Here is a 14,316-nt window from a genome sequence, read left to right as displayed (position 1 = left end):
ATGGCCAAACAAACTTCCATTGAGCAGGACGGAGTCATCCTGGAAGCCCTTTCCAACGCCATGTTCCGCGTGGAGCTGGAGAACGGTCACCAACTGATTGCCCACATTTCGGGCAAGATGCGGATGCACTACATCAAGATTCTGCCGGGAGATAAGGTAAAACTGGAAATGTCGCCCTACGACTTGTCGAAGGGACGAATTGTGTACCGTTACAAGTAGCGGGTCTTAGGGACTTGGGGTCTTGGGGGTCTTGGCTGAGAATCAGCCTGACAATCAGACTTCGGTTCCTTAGCCAAGACCCCAAGACCCTAAGCTCCTAACAACTCCATTCACATGAAAGTCAAAGCGTCCGTTAAGAAGCGCAGCGCCGACTGTAAGGTAATTCGCCGCAAAGGCAAGCTTTACGTCATCAACAAAAAGAACCCCCGCTACAAACAGCGTCAGGGGTAGTAGCACCAGACTTTTTTAAAAAAGCACATGGCTCGTATTGCAGGGGTAGATATCCCAGACAACAAGCGCGGTGAAATCGCGCTGACCTACATTTTCGGCATTGGTCGTCCTTCGGCCCAGCAGATCCTTACCAAAGCAGGCATCGACCTGAACAAGAAGGTGAAAGACTGGACGGAAGCAGAGGCTGGTGAAATTCGTAGCATCATTGCTGCTGAGTTCAAAACCGAAGGTGTGCTGCGCTCAGAAGTGCAGCTGAACATTAAGCGCCTGATGGACATCGGTTGCTACCGGGGTCTGCGTCACCGCAAAGGTCTGCCGGTTCGTGGTCAGCGTACCAAGAACAACTCGCGTACCCGCAAGGGCAAGCGTAAGACCGTTGCTGGCAAGAAGAAGGCTACTAAATAATCTGTAGCGGGAATCGGAGCATAGGCCTTCCGGATTGGAAAGCCGGCTTCAACACCTTCCGCAGTTTTTCGCGATAACCAAATGGCACAAAAGAGAAAAGACAAAGCCAAGAAGCGCGTTGTTGTTGTTGAGCCCGTAGGCCAGGTACACATCAAAGCCTCGTTCAACAACATCATCATCTCCATCACCAACAACAACGGTCAGGTTATTTCCTGGGCGTCGGCTGGTAAGATGGGCTTCCGGGGTTCTAAAAAGAACACCCCCTACGCAGCTCAGATGGCTGCCACGGATTGCGGCAAAGTAGCCCATGACCTGGGCATGCGCAAAGCTGAGGTGTTCGTAAAGGGTCCGGGTGCTGGCCGTGAATCGGCTATCCGCACGCTGGGCAACGTGGGTATTGAGGTAACGACCATTAAGGACGTGACGCCGCTGCCCCACAACGGCTGCCGTCCTCCCAAACGTCGTCGCGTTTGATTTAGCGAACTGGCCTTCGCTGGCCAGCGGTGCTGGAAATTAGTTGAAGCCCTTTGGCTGACAGCAATTACCCAACGCGCGCGGTTCAACCCCCTCAACACACAACAACCCCGAAATGGCACGTTATACTGGTCCTAAAACCAAGATTGCCCGTCGCTTCAATGAGCCGATTTTCGGCCCGAGCAAGGCACTCACCAAGAAAGCATACCCCCCCGGCCAGCACGGCCGTGGTCGTCGTAAGAAGCAGAGCGAGTACGCTGTCCAGTTGATGGAGAAGCAGAAAGTGAAGTACATGTACGGCGTCCTGGAAAAGCAGTTCGAGAACCTGTTCCACAAAGCGGCTACGCTGCCCGGCATCACCGGCGACAACCTGCTGGCTTTGCTGGAGTCGCGCCTCGACAACACGGTGTACCGTTTGGGCATTGCGCCCACGCGCCGTGCTGCCCGTCAGCTCGTTCTGCACAAGCACATTACGGTTAACGGCGAAGTAGTGAACATTGCTTCCTACAAGCTGCGTGCTGGCGACGTAGTTGCCGTACGTGAAAAATCGAAGTCGCTGGAAGCCATTACGACCAGCCTCAGCGCCCGCAACGCCCGTGCTTTCTCGTGGCTGGAGTGGGATGGCAAGGAAATGGTGGGCAAGTTCATCAGCGCCCCCTCGCGTGACCTGATTCCGGAGAAAATCACGGAGCAGCTCATCGTCGAGTTGTACTCGAAGTAATACGGGCGGCTCAGCTTTGGCTGGGCCGGCTACTGCTTCGATTTTTTTCCTTGTTACAAACTGGAATTGCATTTGGGTATTGAGTACAAAGCAGCTAGCTAGAAGCGCTTTTTACTTGATACCCATTGCTCCATACTAAAAAACGCCCCACTTATGTCAATCTTAGCTTTTCAAATGCCGGAGAAGGTAGTGATGGAGAAATCCGACGACTTCTACGGAACGTTTGAATTTAAACCGCTTGAGAAAGGCTACGGCGTCACGATCGGCAACGCATTGCGCCGTATCCTGCTGTCGTCGCTGGAGGGCTACGCTATTACGTCGGTTCGGACCAGCAGCGTACTGCACGAGTTCATGACCATCGAAGGCGTGATTGAGGACATGTCCGAAATCATCCTCAACCTGAAGCAGGTCCGCTTCAAAAAGGTGAGCGACGCCATTGAGGACAAAATAACGGTTCGTATCAAGAACCAGGAAACCTTCACGGCCGGCGACATCAACAAGTTCACCAACGGTTTCCAGGTGCTGAACCCGGATCTGGTGATCTGCAATATCGACTCGGCTACCGAGCTTGAGTTTGAGTTTACCATCCAGAAAGGCCGCGGCTACGTTCCCGCTGAGGAAAATAAGCCCGCCGATCAGGTATTTGGCCAGATTGCCATCGACGCCATCTTCACGCCTATCAAGAACGTGAAGTACAGCATCGAAAATACCCGCGTAGAGCAGAAAACCGACTACGAGCGTCTTCTCATCGAGATTCACACGGACGGCTCTATTCACCCGGAGGACGCGCTGAAAGGCGCCGCCCACATCCTGATTCAGCACTTCATGCTGTTCTCCGACAGCACCATGACCTTCGAAACGGCCAAGGCCGAAGAAGAAGAGACGGTAGATGAAGAAACGCTGCACATGCGTAAAGTCCTGAAGACGCCGCTGGCGGACATGGACCTGAGCGTGCGCGCCTACAACTGCCTGAAAGCTGCCGATATCAAAACCCTCGGCGACCTGGTGCAGTTGGATATGGCCGACATGATGAAGTTCCGCAACTTCGGTAAGAAGTCGCTGACCGAGCTGGAAAACCTTGTGGAGGAAAAGGGTCTGACCTTCGGGATGGACCTGGGCAAATACAAGCTCGACGAGGAATAGTTGTTAATGTAAAAATGTGCTGAAGTGTCAGATGTGCGAAATGCACAGTGACCACCTCAGCACATTTTTCATTTACCACATTCTGCACATCAGCACATTTTTCACATTCAACTTTTTTCACCAGTGCGCCCCAGGGGCAGCGGTTCTAATGTGAGAGCAACACTGTTGCTTTCCGCCGTGGTTGCTGCCCGCAAGCGTACATTTTCTCTTTTTTATGCGTCACGGTAAAACCATCAACCACCTCGGCCGCACGGCCTCTCACCGCAACGCGATGCTGTCGAACATGGCATCGTCGCTGATCGTGAGCAAGCGCATCACCACCACGGTGGCCAAAGCTAAAGCGCTGCGCAAGTTCATCGAGCCCCTGCTCACCAAGGCCAAGAGCGATACCACGCACTCGCGTCGTACCGTCTTCTCTACCCTGCAGAACAAAGAATCCATCAAGGAGCTGTTCGACGTGGTAGCTGGCAAGATTGCCAACCGTCCCGGTGGCTATACCCGCATCATCAAGCTGAGCGACTCTCGCCTGGGCGACAACGCCGAAATGTGCGTGATTGAACTGGTTGACTACAACGAAGCCCTGCTGGAAGCCAAATCGGCCGGCGAAGCCAAGACGACTACCCGTCGTTCGCGCGGCAAGAAAAAAGCTACGACGACTGAAGCGGCTGCTCCGGCTGCTGAAGCTGCTCCCGCTGCCGCCGCTACTACGGAAGTTTCGGCTCCGGAAGATACAGCTACCGAAACCCTGCACAACGACGAAACCCGCGAGGAAAAAGCCGCTGAGTAATTGGTTTCGTAAGCTAAGCTTACAAACTGAAAAGGGACGTGCCGCAAGGTGCGTCCCTTTTTCGTGCCCGGTGCGTACGGACTGTTAAATGGATTTTTCCCACAGTTCACCAGTAGTTTCAGCGGCTTGGCAGGATAGGCGGCGGTAGCGGCAGCCTGAACGGCGTGCTTTGAGGCATTCCTTCACGCTAATCCTTTCGTTGCCATGACTACAACCCGCTTTTCCCTGAAAACCCTGGTTTGTGCCGCCAGCATCTGGCTGGGAGCCACCCAAACTTACGGCCAATCGGCAGAGGCTGTGCAGCCGGCGGCGCGTTTTGCGAACGTGCCAGCATCAACCATAAAGTTTGGGGGCAAGGCCGCGTTTCCGGCTTTCGATGCGGCCTTCTACCAGAACGAGCTGTTTCTGCTGGGAGAAGCCCACGGTGTGCAGCGCCCGCAGGAAATTGACCTGGCCCTGCTTAAGCACCTGAACGAGCGGGCCGGCGTGCGAACCTACGTAGCCGAAGTGGACTGCGCCAAAGCATACTACCTGAACGAGTACCTGCGCACCGGGCAGGAAGCTACGCTCGACCGAATCTTCCGCAGCTGGAACGCTGAAACTTCGCAGTGGGCCAACCAGGAACTGCGAGCCAAATTCCAGCAGATTCGCAGCTGGAACCAGACGCTGCCCAAAAAGCGGCAGGTTCGTTTCCTGGGCCTCGACCAGCTGCAGGATCTGCCTCTGGCGGCAGATTACCTCACGGCGGTGCTGCCAAAAAAAGGACTGGATGTAGCATTGCGCGGGCAGCTGGATTCGGTAACTGTGCTGCTCCGACAGTTGCCGCCGGCTGGATCTTTGTTGGGGGCCGTAGCTCAACGCGCTTTGCGCACCCTACAGCAGCCCGAAGGCAACCACCGAACCGCTCTTGGCAAGCGGTATGAGGATGTACGGCATCTGCTGGTGGGCGCTACGCAGAACCGCAGCAGCATGCTGGTCCGGGAAAAGAACATCTTCGCCAACTTTCTGGCGCTGTATGAGGCACAGCACCTGACCGGGCAGAAGCTATACGGCTTCTGGGGGCTGGCGCACGTGCTGCAAAGTCCCCTGCAAAGCGGCGCCACCCTGTTTGCGGGGCTGGTGCGCCAGAGTAGCTTGCCGGTGCGCGACAAAGTAGTGTCGTTGATGTGCGTGTTTGCCGATTGCCAGATGCTGCTGCCGGGCAACTTTCTGTCCACGGCCGGCCCTGCCCAGCGCTACGTCCAATCCGATAAATTCAACCACGACGGCCCGCTGACGCTCATTGATGGAATGGCGGAGCTGAAAGCTCAGACCCAGCCGGGCAGTAGCACCGTATTTCAGCTGAATGCCCCGGCTGCAGCCACCAACCAGCAGCCCATTCGGGTAAGCTACGCGCCGGGCGTGCCCAGGGGCCAGCAAATCCACTTCCGGCCGGAGCTGCCGGCTACGGCTTATGTGCAATACCTGATTCTGGTACGCAACTCGGCCGCTGTGCAGGCCCTGCAGCCGTGAGCATGCACCTGCTTCTGCATGTACTCCCCGAAAAGCGTATTTGCCCGCCCAGCCCCTTGCCTTACATTCGTAGTATGACCTCGTTTCTGCTCAAGCACCGCCTCACGCGCTCCGACGTTCGGCTGATTCTGGCATATTGGGCCGTGGTAGCGCCGGTGCTGCTGCTCCAGTACATATCGGATACCGGCTGGAGCTGGTGGCGGACCCTGCCGGTAGTAGTCGTGACGGTGCTGTTCGATACCACCACAGTGGCGGTAATCGTCGGCCAGTTTCTGCCGCTGTTTCTGGACCGCAGGCACTGGTCGCGGCTGGGGCAGGTGCCGGTGTTCTTGCTGCTGAGCGGGGGACTGTACCTGCTGGTGTACGGCAGCCTGCTCGGGCACCGCATCGATTTGTCGGGTATGCGCATTGTGCTGGGAGCCGTAGCCCACGCCAAAAGCTACGGGCTGCTGGCGGTGCTGCTCACGGCCAAGCGCTACTTCGATCTGCAGCAAAAGCTGCTGCAGGTGCGCCAAGCCCAGACGGAAAGCGAGTTGCGCAACCTCAAAGCCCAGCTGGATCCGCACTTCCTCTTCAACAACCTCAACGTGCTGCGCGCCCTTATCCAGCACGACCCGGCCGAGGCCAATGAGTTTCTCAACCGTTTTGCGGCGCTATACCGCTTTCTTATACGCTACAAGGATGAGGACTTTGTGCCGCTGACGGAGGAACTGCGTTTCGTGGAAGAATACATCTACCTGCTCCGCCACCGTTTTGGAACGGCCTACGACTTCCGGCAGACGCTACCCGAAAACGTAGACCCGGACCGGCTGTTGGTGGTACCGGGCACGCTGCAGCTGCTGGTAGAAAACGCCATCAAGCACAACGCCGGCAACGACGACACGCCGCTGCTAATAACCATTGACGTCACCGAAACTGCGCTGACCGTGACGCACCCGCGCCGGCCCAAGCTCACCACGGTCGACTCGACTGGCACTGGTCTGGCCAACCTGCGGGAGCGGTACCGGCTGCTCGGCAACCGGGAAATTGCGGTGACGGATACGGCCGCTACCTTCGCTGTGACGGTGCCGCTGGTGGCTCCGGCGCGGGCATACTCGGCGGCCTGAAAGGAGTTGCCAGTCGTCCGTTATTAGTTTGCGGCTATACTATGGAGGTCATATAGAATTCAAAGAAGCAACTAGTGTGCAATATGGTAGCCTGATACTAACAACTGGCAGCTGACATCAGAAACGGGCAACTCAACACGATAAGATGCATATCCTAATCCTGGAAGACGAGGAGCCGGCCGCCCGGCAAACGGTGCAGTTCCTGCGGCAGGCGGGCCTGTGCGCCACTGCGCCGCCGGTGGTGCGCAGCGTGGAAAAGGCACTGGCGTGGCTGCAGACACACCCTATGCCCGACCTGATTTTCTCAGATATTGAGCTGCTTGATGGCAACGTGTTTTCACTGTACGAGCGGTTTCGCGTCACCTGCCCCATCATCTTCACCACGGCCTACGACCAGTTTCTGCTGCCCGCCTTCCAGGGCAACGGCATTGCTTACCTGCTCAAGCCATTCACCTACGAGCAGTTTCAGGAGGCGCTGACCAAGTACCAGCTGCTGCAGGGCAGCTTTGCGCAGCCCGCCACCCCAGCCCTTAGCCCGGAGGTAGTGCGCGAGCTAAGCCAGGCCCTGCGCCAGGTAGGCCAGCCGCAGTACCGGCAGCGCTTTTCGGTGCGCATGCGCAATGGCCTCTACATTCTGCAGGTGGAGGAAGTGGCCTACGTGCAGGCTGACGAGGGCGTAACCTTTGCCGTGGACGCAGCCGGCACGCGCTACCCGCTCAGCGGCACCCTCACGGAGGTGGAGCGCCAGCTGAACCCCGCGCACTTTGGGCGCCTGAACCGCTCGGAGCTGGTCAACATTGGTTTCGTGGAGAAAGTGGAGCCGTACTTCAACAACCGGCTGGCCGTGAAGTTGCGCGGCAAAGCCGACGTGGTACTCACCACCAGCGCCGCCCAGACGCCCGAGTTCCGGCGGTGGCTGGAAGGGTAGGGGCGGCCGGCTACGCTTGCGTGCGCATTTTTCGGTGCTGGCTTTGCAAGTGCCGGAAATTGCGCTGGGCTAAAAGACCTGATTGAGTACCTTGCTGCCGCAACGCGGCGGCCGGGCTCGGTTTGGCGCGGCGTTGCTCGGAGCGTTTTCATTTCTCAACCCAAACTTCTTCTTATGAGCATTATCACCGAAATCCACGCCCGTCAGATTTTTGATTCGCGCGGCAACCCCACCGTGGAAGTTGACGTGACCACCGAAAACGGCACCGTCGGCCGCGCTGCCGTGCCCTCGGGGGCCAGCACTGGCAAGCACGAAGCCGTGGAGCTGCGCGACGACGACAAGTCGAAGTACATGGGAAAGGGAGTGCTGAAGGCGGTAGAGAATGTGAACAGCAAGATTGCCGAAGAACTGGTGGGCTTCTCGGTATACGAGCAGGGTTTGCTCGACAAGATCATGCTGGAAATGGACGGCACGCCCAACAAGGCTAACCTGGGTGCCAATGCTATCCTGGGCGTTTCGCTGGCGGCTGCCCGCGCTGCCGCTGCCGAGGCAGGCATGCCGCTGTACCGCTACGTGGGCGGCGTAAATGCCACCACGCTGCCCGTGCCCATGATGAACATCCTGAACGGCGGCTCGCACGCCGACAACAGCATCGACTTCCAGGAGTTCATGATTATGCCGGTGGGCGCGCCTACTTTCTCGGAGGCGCTGCGCTGGGGTACCGAAATCTTCCACCACCTGAAAGACGTGCTCAAGAAGCAGGGCTTCAGCACGAACGTGGGCGACGAAGGGGGCTTTGCTCCCAACATCAAGAGCAACGAAGACGCCATCAAAATTGTCATCCAGGCCATCGAGAAGGCCGGCTACAAGCCCGGCGACGACGTGATGATTGCCATGGACGCGGCCGTGTCGGAGTTCTACGAGGATGGTCACTACCACTTCAAGAAAAGCACCGGCGACAAGCTCACGTCTTCGGAAATGGTGTCGTACTGGACCGACTGGACGAAGAAATACCCCATCATCAGCATTGAAGATGGCATGGATGAGGACGACTGGACCGGCTGGAAGGCCCTCACCGACAGCATTGGCGGCACTACCCAGCTGGTGGGCGACGACCTGTTCGTGACCAACGTGAACCGCCTGCAGCGCGGCATTGATGAGAAGATTGCCAACGCCATCCTCATCAAGGTAAACCAGATTGGTACGCTCTCCGAAACCATCGACGCCATCAACCTGGGCCGCCGCAACGGCTACAAGAGCATCATGAGCCACCGCTCGGGCGAAACCGAGGACAACACCATTGCCGACCTGGCCGTGGCCCTGAACACCGGCCAGATCAAAACCGGCTCGGCTTCCCGCTCCGACCGTATGGCCAAGTACAACCAGCTGCTGCGCATTGAGGAAGAGCTGGGCGAAGTGGCCTACTTCCCCGGCCGCAAGATGTAGGGCGCAGAATAGTACAACCTTACGCGTAAAATTTTCAGGAGCCGGTCTGCCAACAGATCGGCTCCTTTGCTTTACCTTTGAAACCTATGGTTTGGACTACGATGCTGGAGCGGGTGCCCGGTTTTCTGCGCAGCTTTTACTTCCTGGCCGGGTTGGCTTTCCTGGCCTGGATGTTCCTGTTCGATGCCAACGACCTGATCAAACAGTACGATGTGTATTCGAAATGGCGGGAGCTCAATACCGAGAAGGAATACTATCTAAGTGAAATCGATAAAGTAAAGAAAGACCGCGCCGAGCTGCTCAGCAGTCCGGAGTTGCTCGAAAAGTTTGCCCGGGAAAAATACATTATGAAGCGTCCCGGCGAAGACGTATTCCTGCTTGTGCCCCAGGAAGAAGAATAACCTTGCCTTTTCCTTTTTGCCCGCCGGCCTGCCCCAGTGCGTGGTGCCGACTGGCCTGCTCTCTGCTTTTTACTTGCTGACTATATGACCAAACGCTACGCATCAGCCTCGCCGTTCAAGTGGTTTTCTTTCTGGATACTGCTGCTGGCCAGCGGGGTTCTGAGCAACTCGGCCACCGCGCAGTCCTACACCATTCCGGCCTCGGGCACCACCTCCATTACCACGTGCGAAGGCATGCTGTATGATAACGGTGGCGCCAACGGCAACTACACCACCTATGCCGACGGCACTATTACCATTTATCCGGCCACTGCGGGCAGCAAAATCAAGCTGGACTTTTCGGCCGTTTCAACTTACTACTACGATGTGCTGCGCATCTACGACGGGCCATCCACCTCGTCGCCGCTGATTGGTGAGTACACCAACTCGTATTCCTCCAACCCCGGCACGGTGTATGGCACTGGCTCCACCGGCGCCGTAACGGTGCGGTTTGCCACCAGCTATTACAACTACGCCGGCTTTGCCGCCAGCATCAGCTGCGTGACTACCGTACCCAAGCCCGACTTGGCCGTGCAAGGTGCCTCCGTGCAGCCGCTGTCGGTGGTGGCTGGCAACAACGTGTACGTAACATCCTCTATCTACAACCTCACGGGCACCACAGCTACCAGCAGCTCGGTGGGCTACTACCTGTCGAAAGATGCGAAGCTGGACGGCAGCGACATTCTGATTGGCAACAGCACGGGCAGCAACCTGGCCGTAGGCGCCTCCAGCTACCGCGAAGCCTCCGTGCAGATTCCGGCCATTACCAACACGGGCAACTACTACCTGCTGTTTGTGGGCGACTATCAGGATGCCGTAGCGGAAAGCAACGAGGATAATAACATTGCTACCGTATCCGTCAACGTTATTCCGGCGGCGGTGGACCTGGTGATGACGCAGGCCAATGTGTCGCCAACTTCCACGGCGGCCGGCAATGCCATCAGCCTGACTTCGTACATCCAGAATACCGGCAACACCAATGCCAGCTCCAGCAGCGTGGGCTACTACCTGTCCACCGACAACAAGCTCGACAGCAAAGACCAGCTGCTAACGTCTACGTTCGGCGGCACGCTGAATGCCAGCTACTCCAACTACGCCAACGCCTACACCAACATCCCGTCCTCCGTGGTACCGGGCACTTACTACGTGCTGTTCGCAGCCGATTATCAGGATCTGGTAACCGAAACCAACGAGGACAACAACGTGACGGCCGTAGCCATTACAGTGGCCAAAGCCAGCATCGACCTGGTGCCTACCCAGTCGCAGCTAAGTGCCACTTCCGTCACGGCCGGCACTACCATCACGGGCACCACCTACATCTACAATCAGGGCAATACATCGGCCAGCAGCTCCAACGTAGGCTACTACCTGTCCAACGATACCAAGCTCGACAGCAAAGACGTGCTGCTGAACTCGGTGAACGGCTCGGCTCTGGCGGCCAATGCCAGTGACTACCGCGGGTCCTACCTCACCGTGCCGACTACCGCCACGGCGGGCACCTACTACGTGCTGTTCGTGGCCGACTATAAAGATCAGGTAGCGGAATCCAACGAAAACAACAACGTCAGCAGTGTTACGCTGCAGGTAGTGGAACCCTACGTGGATTTGACAGTGCAGTCAACTGGGGTCAGCCCTTCGTCGGTAGCCAGCGGCAGCAGCGTTTCGGTTTCGGCCTACGTGTACAACCAGGGCAACTCTACCGCCAGCTCGTCGAGCCTGGGGTACTACCTCTCCAAGAACTCCACGCTCGATGGCAACGACGTGCTGCTGACGTACAGCACCGTCAGCAACATCAGCGCGGGCTACTATGCCTACCCATATGCTTCCGTGCAGATTCCGGCCGGCACGGCGGCTGGCACCTACTACATCCTGTTTGCGGCCGACTTCCAGAATCAGGTAGCCGAGAGCAACGAGCAGAACAACGTCACGGCCTACACCATATCGGTGATTACGCCCGGCATCGACCTGGCTATCTACTCGGCCTCCCTGTCGCGCTACTCGGTGGCAGCGGGCGGCAGCCTGACCACGACGTTCTCCGTGTACAATGGCGGCAATACGGCCACTGCGTCCAGCAATGCCCAGGTATATCTATCGAAGGATGCCACGCTCGACAGCAACGACGAGCTGTTGACCACGTCTACCGGCGGCTACGTGTCGGCCTATGATTATTCGTACCGCTCGTTCAGCAACACCATTCCTACGGATGCCACGCCGGGGGCCTACTATATTCTGGTAGTGGCCGATGCAACCAACCTGGTTTCGGAAACCAACGAGCAGAACAACGCCACGGCCATTGGCATTACCATAACCGAGCCTTTCAACGGTACCGTGGTTCCTACATCGGGCATGGCCAGCATTACCACCTGCGGCACCAAAATCTACGACAACGGCGGCGCGGACGACTACACTTCCTATGCCAATGGCACGCTGACGATTTACCCGGCTACCAGCGGGGCCAAGGTGCAGCTCGACTTCACGCAGTTCACCCTGAACTACTATTCCTACCTGTACATCTACAACGGGCCGGACACGTCTTCCCCGCTATTGGGCTCCTACACGTACTACAATGCCTCGCCGGGTACGGTGAAAGCAACGGGCAGCACCGGGGCTATTACCATCGTTTTTGCCACCGATTACTACGTTTCCACCGGTTTTGAAGCCACCGTATCGTGTATCGGCGTGGCCGATAACCCGGACCTGACGTTATCGGGCGCTACGCTGAGTGGCAGCACCGTGGATGCCGGCAGCTCCCTTACGTCATCGGTGAAGGTTACGAACTCCGGCAAAGGCAGCGCCAGTGCCAGCACTGTAGGCTACTACCTTTCCACCGATACCAAGTTCAGCACCAGCGACGTACCGCTGGCTACCACCACCGGTGGCACGCTGGCGGCCGGCGCCAATGCAACCCGCAGCGCTACGCTCAGTATTCCTTCGGGCACGGCCGTAGGCAGCTACTACGTGCTGTTTGTAGCTGACCCTTCGGAAGCGGTGGCGGAATCCAACGAAACCAACAACGTAGCTTCCCTGGCGCTGAAGGTGACCAAGCCCCAGCCCAATCTGACGCTGGCTTCGGCTACGCTGTCCGCAACGTCGGTTACCAATGGCGGCGCCCTCACCAGCAGCGTCAGCATCAAAAATGCGGGTACGGCCAGCGCCACGGCCAGCACGGTAAGCTACTACCTGTCGAAAGACGCTACCTATGATGCCAGTGACGTGAGCCTGAGCCAGACCACCGGCAGCAGCCTGGCGGCGGGCAGCACCGCCACGCGCAACGGCTCGTTTACCGTTCCGGCTAGCACCACGGCCGGCAGCTACTACGTGCTGTTCGTGGCCGATGCCGCAGCGGCCGTAGCCGAAAGCGACGAAACCGACAACGTAGCCAGCGTGGCCCTGACGGTGAAAGCCGCACAGGCTGACCTGGCCCTGTCGGCAGCTACGCTGGGCAGCACTTCCGTGCTGGCGGGCAATACCGTAACCAGCTCCATTACCGTCAAAAATCAGGGCCAGGCTTCGGCTGCTAGCAGCACCATCAGCTACTATCTGTCGTCGAACACTACCTGGGACGCGAATGACGCCCTGTTGAAAACCGTGACGGGCGCTGCCCTGAATGCCTCGGCTTCTGACACGCGCACCACTACGCTCACGGTTCCGGCCAGCACCACGGCCGGCAGCTACTACGTGCTGTTCGTGGCCGATGCGGCCGCGGCTGTAGCCGAAAGCAGTGAGACGAACAACACTGCGAGCATAGCGCTGTCGGTAACCGTTCCGGCAGTAGCCGACCTGACGCTGAGCGCGGCCGAACTGCAGAGTACGTCGGTACAGCAAGGCGCCACGGTGACGGCCAGTGTGAAAATCAGCAATGGCGGCAACACGGCGGCTACAACCAGCACCGTAGGCTTCTACCTGTCGAAAAACATGACATTGGATGCCACCGACGTAAGCCTAGGGCAGACCACGGGCGGCAGCCTCGCGGCCAGTGCCACGGCTACGCGCACAGCTACGCTCACCATTCCAGCCGCTACGGTAGCAGGCGGCTACTACGTGCTGTTTGTAGCTGACCCGCTGAGCGCAGTTGCCGAGAGCAGCGAAACCAACAACCTGGCCAGCCTAGCCCTGACGGTGACTGACCCGGTGGCCACGCTGATGCCTGACCTCACGTTTGTGGCTTCTTCTACCAGCCTATCGGCCAATAGCGGTACCGCTGGAGCGACCATAACGGTGAGCAGCACCATCAGTAACACCGGCACGGGCCCGGCCAGCAGCCTCCCGTACGCGGTGTACCTCTCGGCCGATCAGAGCCTTGATGCCGGCGACGTACAGCTGAGCAGCGCCACAGGCACTGTGCTGGCCAGCGGCCAGACGAGCCCCCTGCAGCTTGGCGCGACCATTCCGGCGGCTACGGCTTCGGGCAGCTACTACATTCTGGTGGTGCTGAACCCTGATAACTCCCTAACCGAAAGCAGCAACGACAACAACACGACCAGTCTGGCCTTCACGGTAACCGTAGCCACCGCCGGGCAGCAGCAAACCGCGGGCCTCACCATCGGGGTGTACCCCAACCCGGCGCGCACGGGGTATTTCCTGGTTTCCCTGTCGGGGGCTAAAGCGGCTGCCGACGATGCCACGCTCACGCTCTTCAACACCCTTGGGCAGCGGGTGGCGCAGCGCCTCGTGCCGGGCCGTAACGGCGTGAGCAAGTTCGACACGCAAACGCTCAGCCAGGGTGTTTATCTGCTGCACATCACGGGTAAAAACCTGCACGTGGTGCAGCGGATAGTGGTAGAATAAACTAAAAACACTTTCGCTCGAATCGGCGGTACCGTAGCGTAGGCAGACAGGCCGGCTAGGTACCGCCGATTTTTTTGTGCGCCCGCTGAGTTATTTTCACCGGCGGCCTGTTGTAG

At 58.1% G+C, this 14,316-nt stretch carries 13 protein-coding genes; all 13 read left to right on the top strand.

Annotated elements, in window-relative coordinates; all coding sequences use genetic code 11:
• Complete coding sequence (infA, locus tag I5L79_RS05175) at nucleotides 1-219, top strand: translation initiation factor IF-1 (RefSeq protein WP_022822146.1); 219 nt, start codon at nucleotides 1-3, stop codon at nucleotides 217-219.
• A gap of 114 nt (nucleotides 220-333) precedes the next feature.
• Nucleotides 334-450, top strand: a complete 117-nt coding sequence (ykgO, locus tag I5L79_RS05170) for a type B 50S ribosomal protein L36 (protein ID WP_034256541.1) — start codon at nucleotides 334-336, stop codon at nucleotides 448-450.
• Between the two features lie 27 nt (nucleotides 451-477).
• Nucleotides 478-855 (top strand): 30S ribosomal protein S13, encoded by a 378-nt coding sequence (gene rpsM / locus I5L79_RS05165; RefSeq protein WP_149069415.1) that lies wholly within the window; start codon nucleotides 478-480, stop codon nucleotides 853-855.
• A gap of 81 nt (nucleotides 856-936) precedes the next feature.
• Nucleotides 937-1,329: a 30S ribosomal protein S11 gene (rpsK, locus tag I5L79_RS05160; RefSeq protein WP_022822149.1), complete on the top strand. Its 393-nt coding sequence runs from the start codon at nucleotides 937-939 to the stop codon at nucleotides 1,327-1,329.
• Nucleotides 1,330-1,444: 115 nt separating this feature from the next.
• Nucleotides 1,445-2,050, top strand: a complete 606-nt coding sequence (gene rpsD / locus I5L79_RS05155) for a 30S ribosomal protein S4 (protein WP_168681475.1) — start codon at nucleotides 1,445-1,447, stop codon at nucleotides 2,048-2,050.
• 153 nt (nucleotides 2,051-2,203) lie between these two features.
• On the top strand, nucleotides 2,204-3,193 hold the full coding sequence (locus tag I5L79_RS05150) for a DNA-directed RNA polymerase subunit alpha (RefSeq protein WP_196953955.1): 990 nt from the start codon (nucleotides 2,204-2,206) through the stop codon (nucleotides 3,191-3,193).
• A gap of 214 nt (nucleotides 3,194-3,407) precedes the next feature.
• Complete coding sequence (rplQ, locus tag I5L79_RS05145; protein WP_196953954.1) at nucleotides 3,408-3,980, top strand: 50S ribosomal protein L17; 573 nt, start codon at nucleotides 3,408-3,410, stop codon at nucleotides 3,978-3,980.
• A 204-nt stretch (nucleotides 3,981-4,184) separates the two neighbouring features.
• Complete coding sequence (locus I5L79_RS05140; protein WP_196953953.1) at nucleotides 4,185-5,492, top strand: erythromycin esterase family protein; 1,308 nt, start codon at nucleotides 4,185-4,187, stop codon at nucleotides 5,490-5,492.
• A gap of 74 nt (nucleotides 5,493-5,566) precedes the next feature.
• On the top strand, nucleotides 5,567-6,598 hold the full coding sequence (locus tag I5L79_RS05135) for a sensor histidine kinase (RefSeq protein WP_196953952.1): 1,032 nt from the start codon (nucleotides 5,567-5,569) through the stop codon (nucleotides 6,596-6,598).
• Nucleotides 6,599-6,743: 145 nt separating this feature from the next.
• Nucleotides 6,744-7,526 (top strand): LytR/AlgR family response regulator transcription factor, encoded by a 783-nt coding sequence (locus tag I5L79_RS05130; protein WP_196953951.1) that lies wholly within the window; start codon nucleotides 6,744-6,746, stop codon nucleotides 7,524-7,526.
• A 174-nt stretch (nucleotides 7,527-7,700) separates the two neighbouring features.
• A complete protein-coding gene (gene eno / locus I5L79_RS05125; RefSeq protein WP_196953950.1) occupies nucleotides 7,701-8,972 on the top strand; it encodes a phosphopyruvate hydratase in 1,272 nt (423 codons plus the stop codon).
• A gap of 86 nt (nucleotides 8,973-9,058) precedes the next feature.
• The gene (locus I5L79_RS05120; RefSeq protein ID WP_231402791.1) at nucleotides 9,059-9,373 is read left to right on the top strand and encodes an FtsB family cell division protein; all 315 of its coding nucleotides are present in this window, start codon (nucleotides 9,059-9,061) and stop codon (nucleotides 9,371-9,373) included.
• A gap of 84 nt (nucleotides 9,374-9,457) precedes the next feature.
• Nucleotides 9,458-14,200 carry a CARDB domain-containing protein gene (locus I5L79_RS05115; RefSeq protein WP_196953949.1) on the top strand — a complete coding sequence of 1,581 codons (4,743 nt, stop codon included), beginning with the start codon at nucleotides 9,458-9,460 and terminating at the stop codon, nucleotides 14,198-14,200.
• Nucleotides 14,201-14,316 lie beyond the last annotated feature (116 nt).

The sequence above is a fragment of the Hymenobacter guriensis genome (genome assembly GCF_015773195.1).
GTDB classification, from domain to species: domain Bacteria; phylum Bacteroidota; class Bacteroidia; order Cytophagales; family Hymenobacteraceae; genus Hymenobacter; species Hymenobacter guriensis.
This window is presented reverse-complemented; position numbering and strand designations above follow the sequence as displayed.

Coding starts and splice junctions, on each gene's coding strand:
- infA (WP_022822146.1), top strand. CDS start 1: ATGGCCAAACAAACTTCCATTGAGCAGGACGGAGTCATCCTGGAAGCC.
- I5L79_RS05120 (WP_231402791.1), top strand. CDS start 9,059: ATGGTTTGGACTACGATGCTGGAGCGGGTGCCCGGTTTTCTGCGCAGC.
- rpsM (WP_149069415.1), top strand. CDS start 478: ATGGCTCGTATTGCAGGGGTAGATATCCCAGACAACAAGCGCGGTGAA.
- ykgO (WP_034256541.1), top strand. CDS start 334: ATGAAAGTCAAAGCGTCCGTTAAGAAGCGCAGCGCCGACTGTAAGGTA.
- rpsD (WP_168681475.1), top strand. CDS start 1,445: ATGGCACGTTATACTGGTCCTAAAACCAAGATTGCCCGTCGCTTCAAT.
- I5L79_RS05150 (WP_196953955.1), top strand. CDS start 2,204: ATGTCAATCTTAGCTTTTCAAATGCCGGAGAAGGTAGTGATGGAGAAA.
- I5L79_RS05115 (WP_196953949.1), top strand. CDS start 9,458: ATGACCAAACGCTACGCATCAGCCTCGCCGTTCAAGTGGTTTTCTTTC.
- rpsK (WP_022822149.1), top strand. CDS start 937: ATGGCACAAAAGAGAAAAGACAAAGCCAAGAAGCGCGTTGTTGTTGTT.
- I5L79_RS05140 (WP_196953953.1), top strand. CDS start 4,185: ATGACTACAACCCGCTTTTCCCTGAAAACCCTGGTTTGTGCCGCCAGC.
- eno (WP_196953950.1), top strand. CDS start 7,701: ATGAGCATTATCACCGAAATCCACGCCCGTCAGATTTTTGATTCGCGC.
- I5L79_RS05135 (WP_196953952.1), top strand. CDS start 5,567: ATGACCTCGTTTCTGCTCAAGCACCGCCTCACGCGCTCCGACGTTCGG.
- rplQ (WP_196953954.1), top strand. CDS start 3,408: ATGCGTCACGGTAAAACCATCAACCACCTCGGCCGCACGGCCTCTCAC.
- I5L79_RS05130 (WP_196953951.1), top strand. CDS start 6,744: ATGCATATCCTAATCCTGGAAGACGAGGAGCCGGCCGCCCGGCAAACG.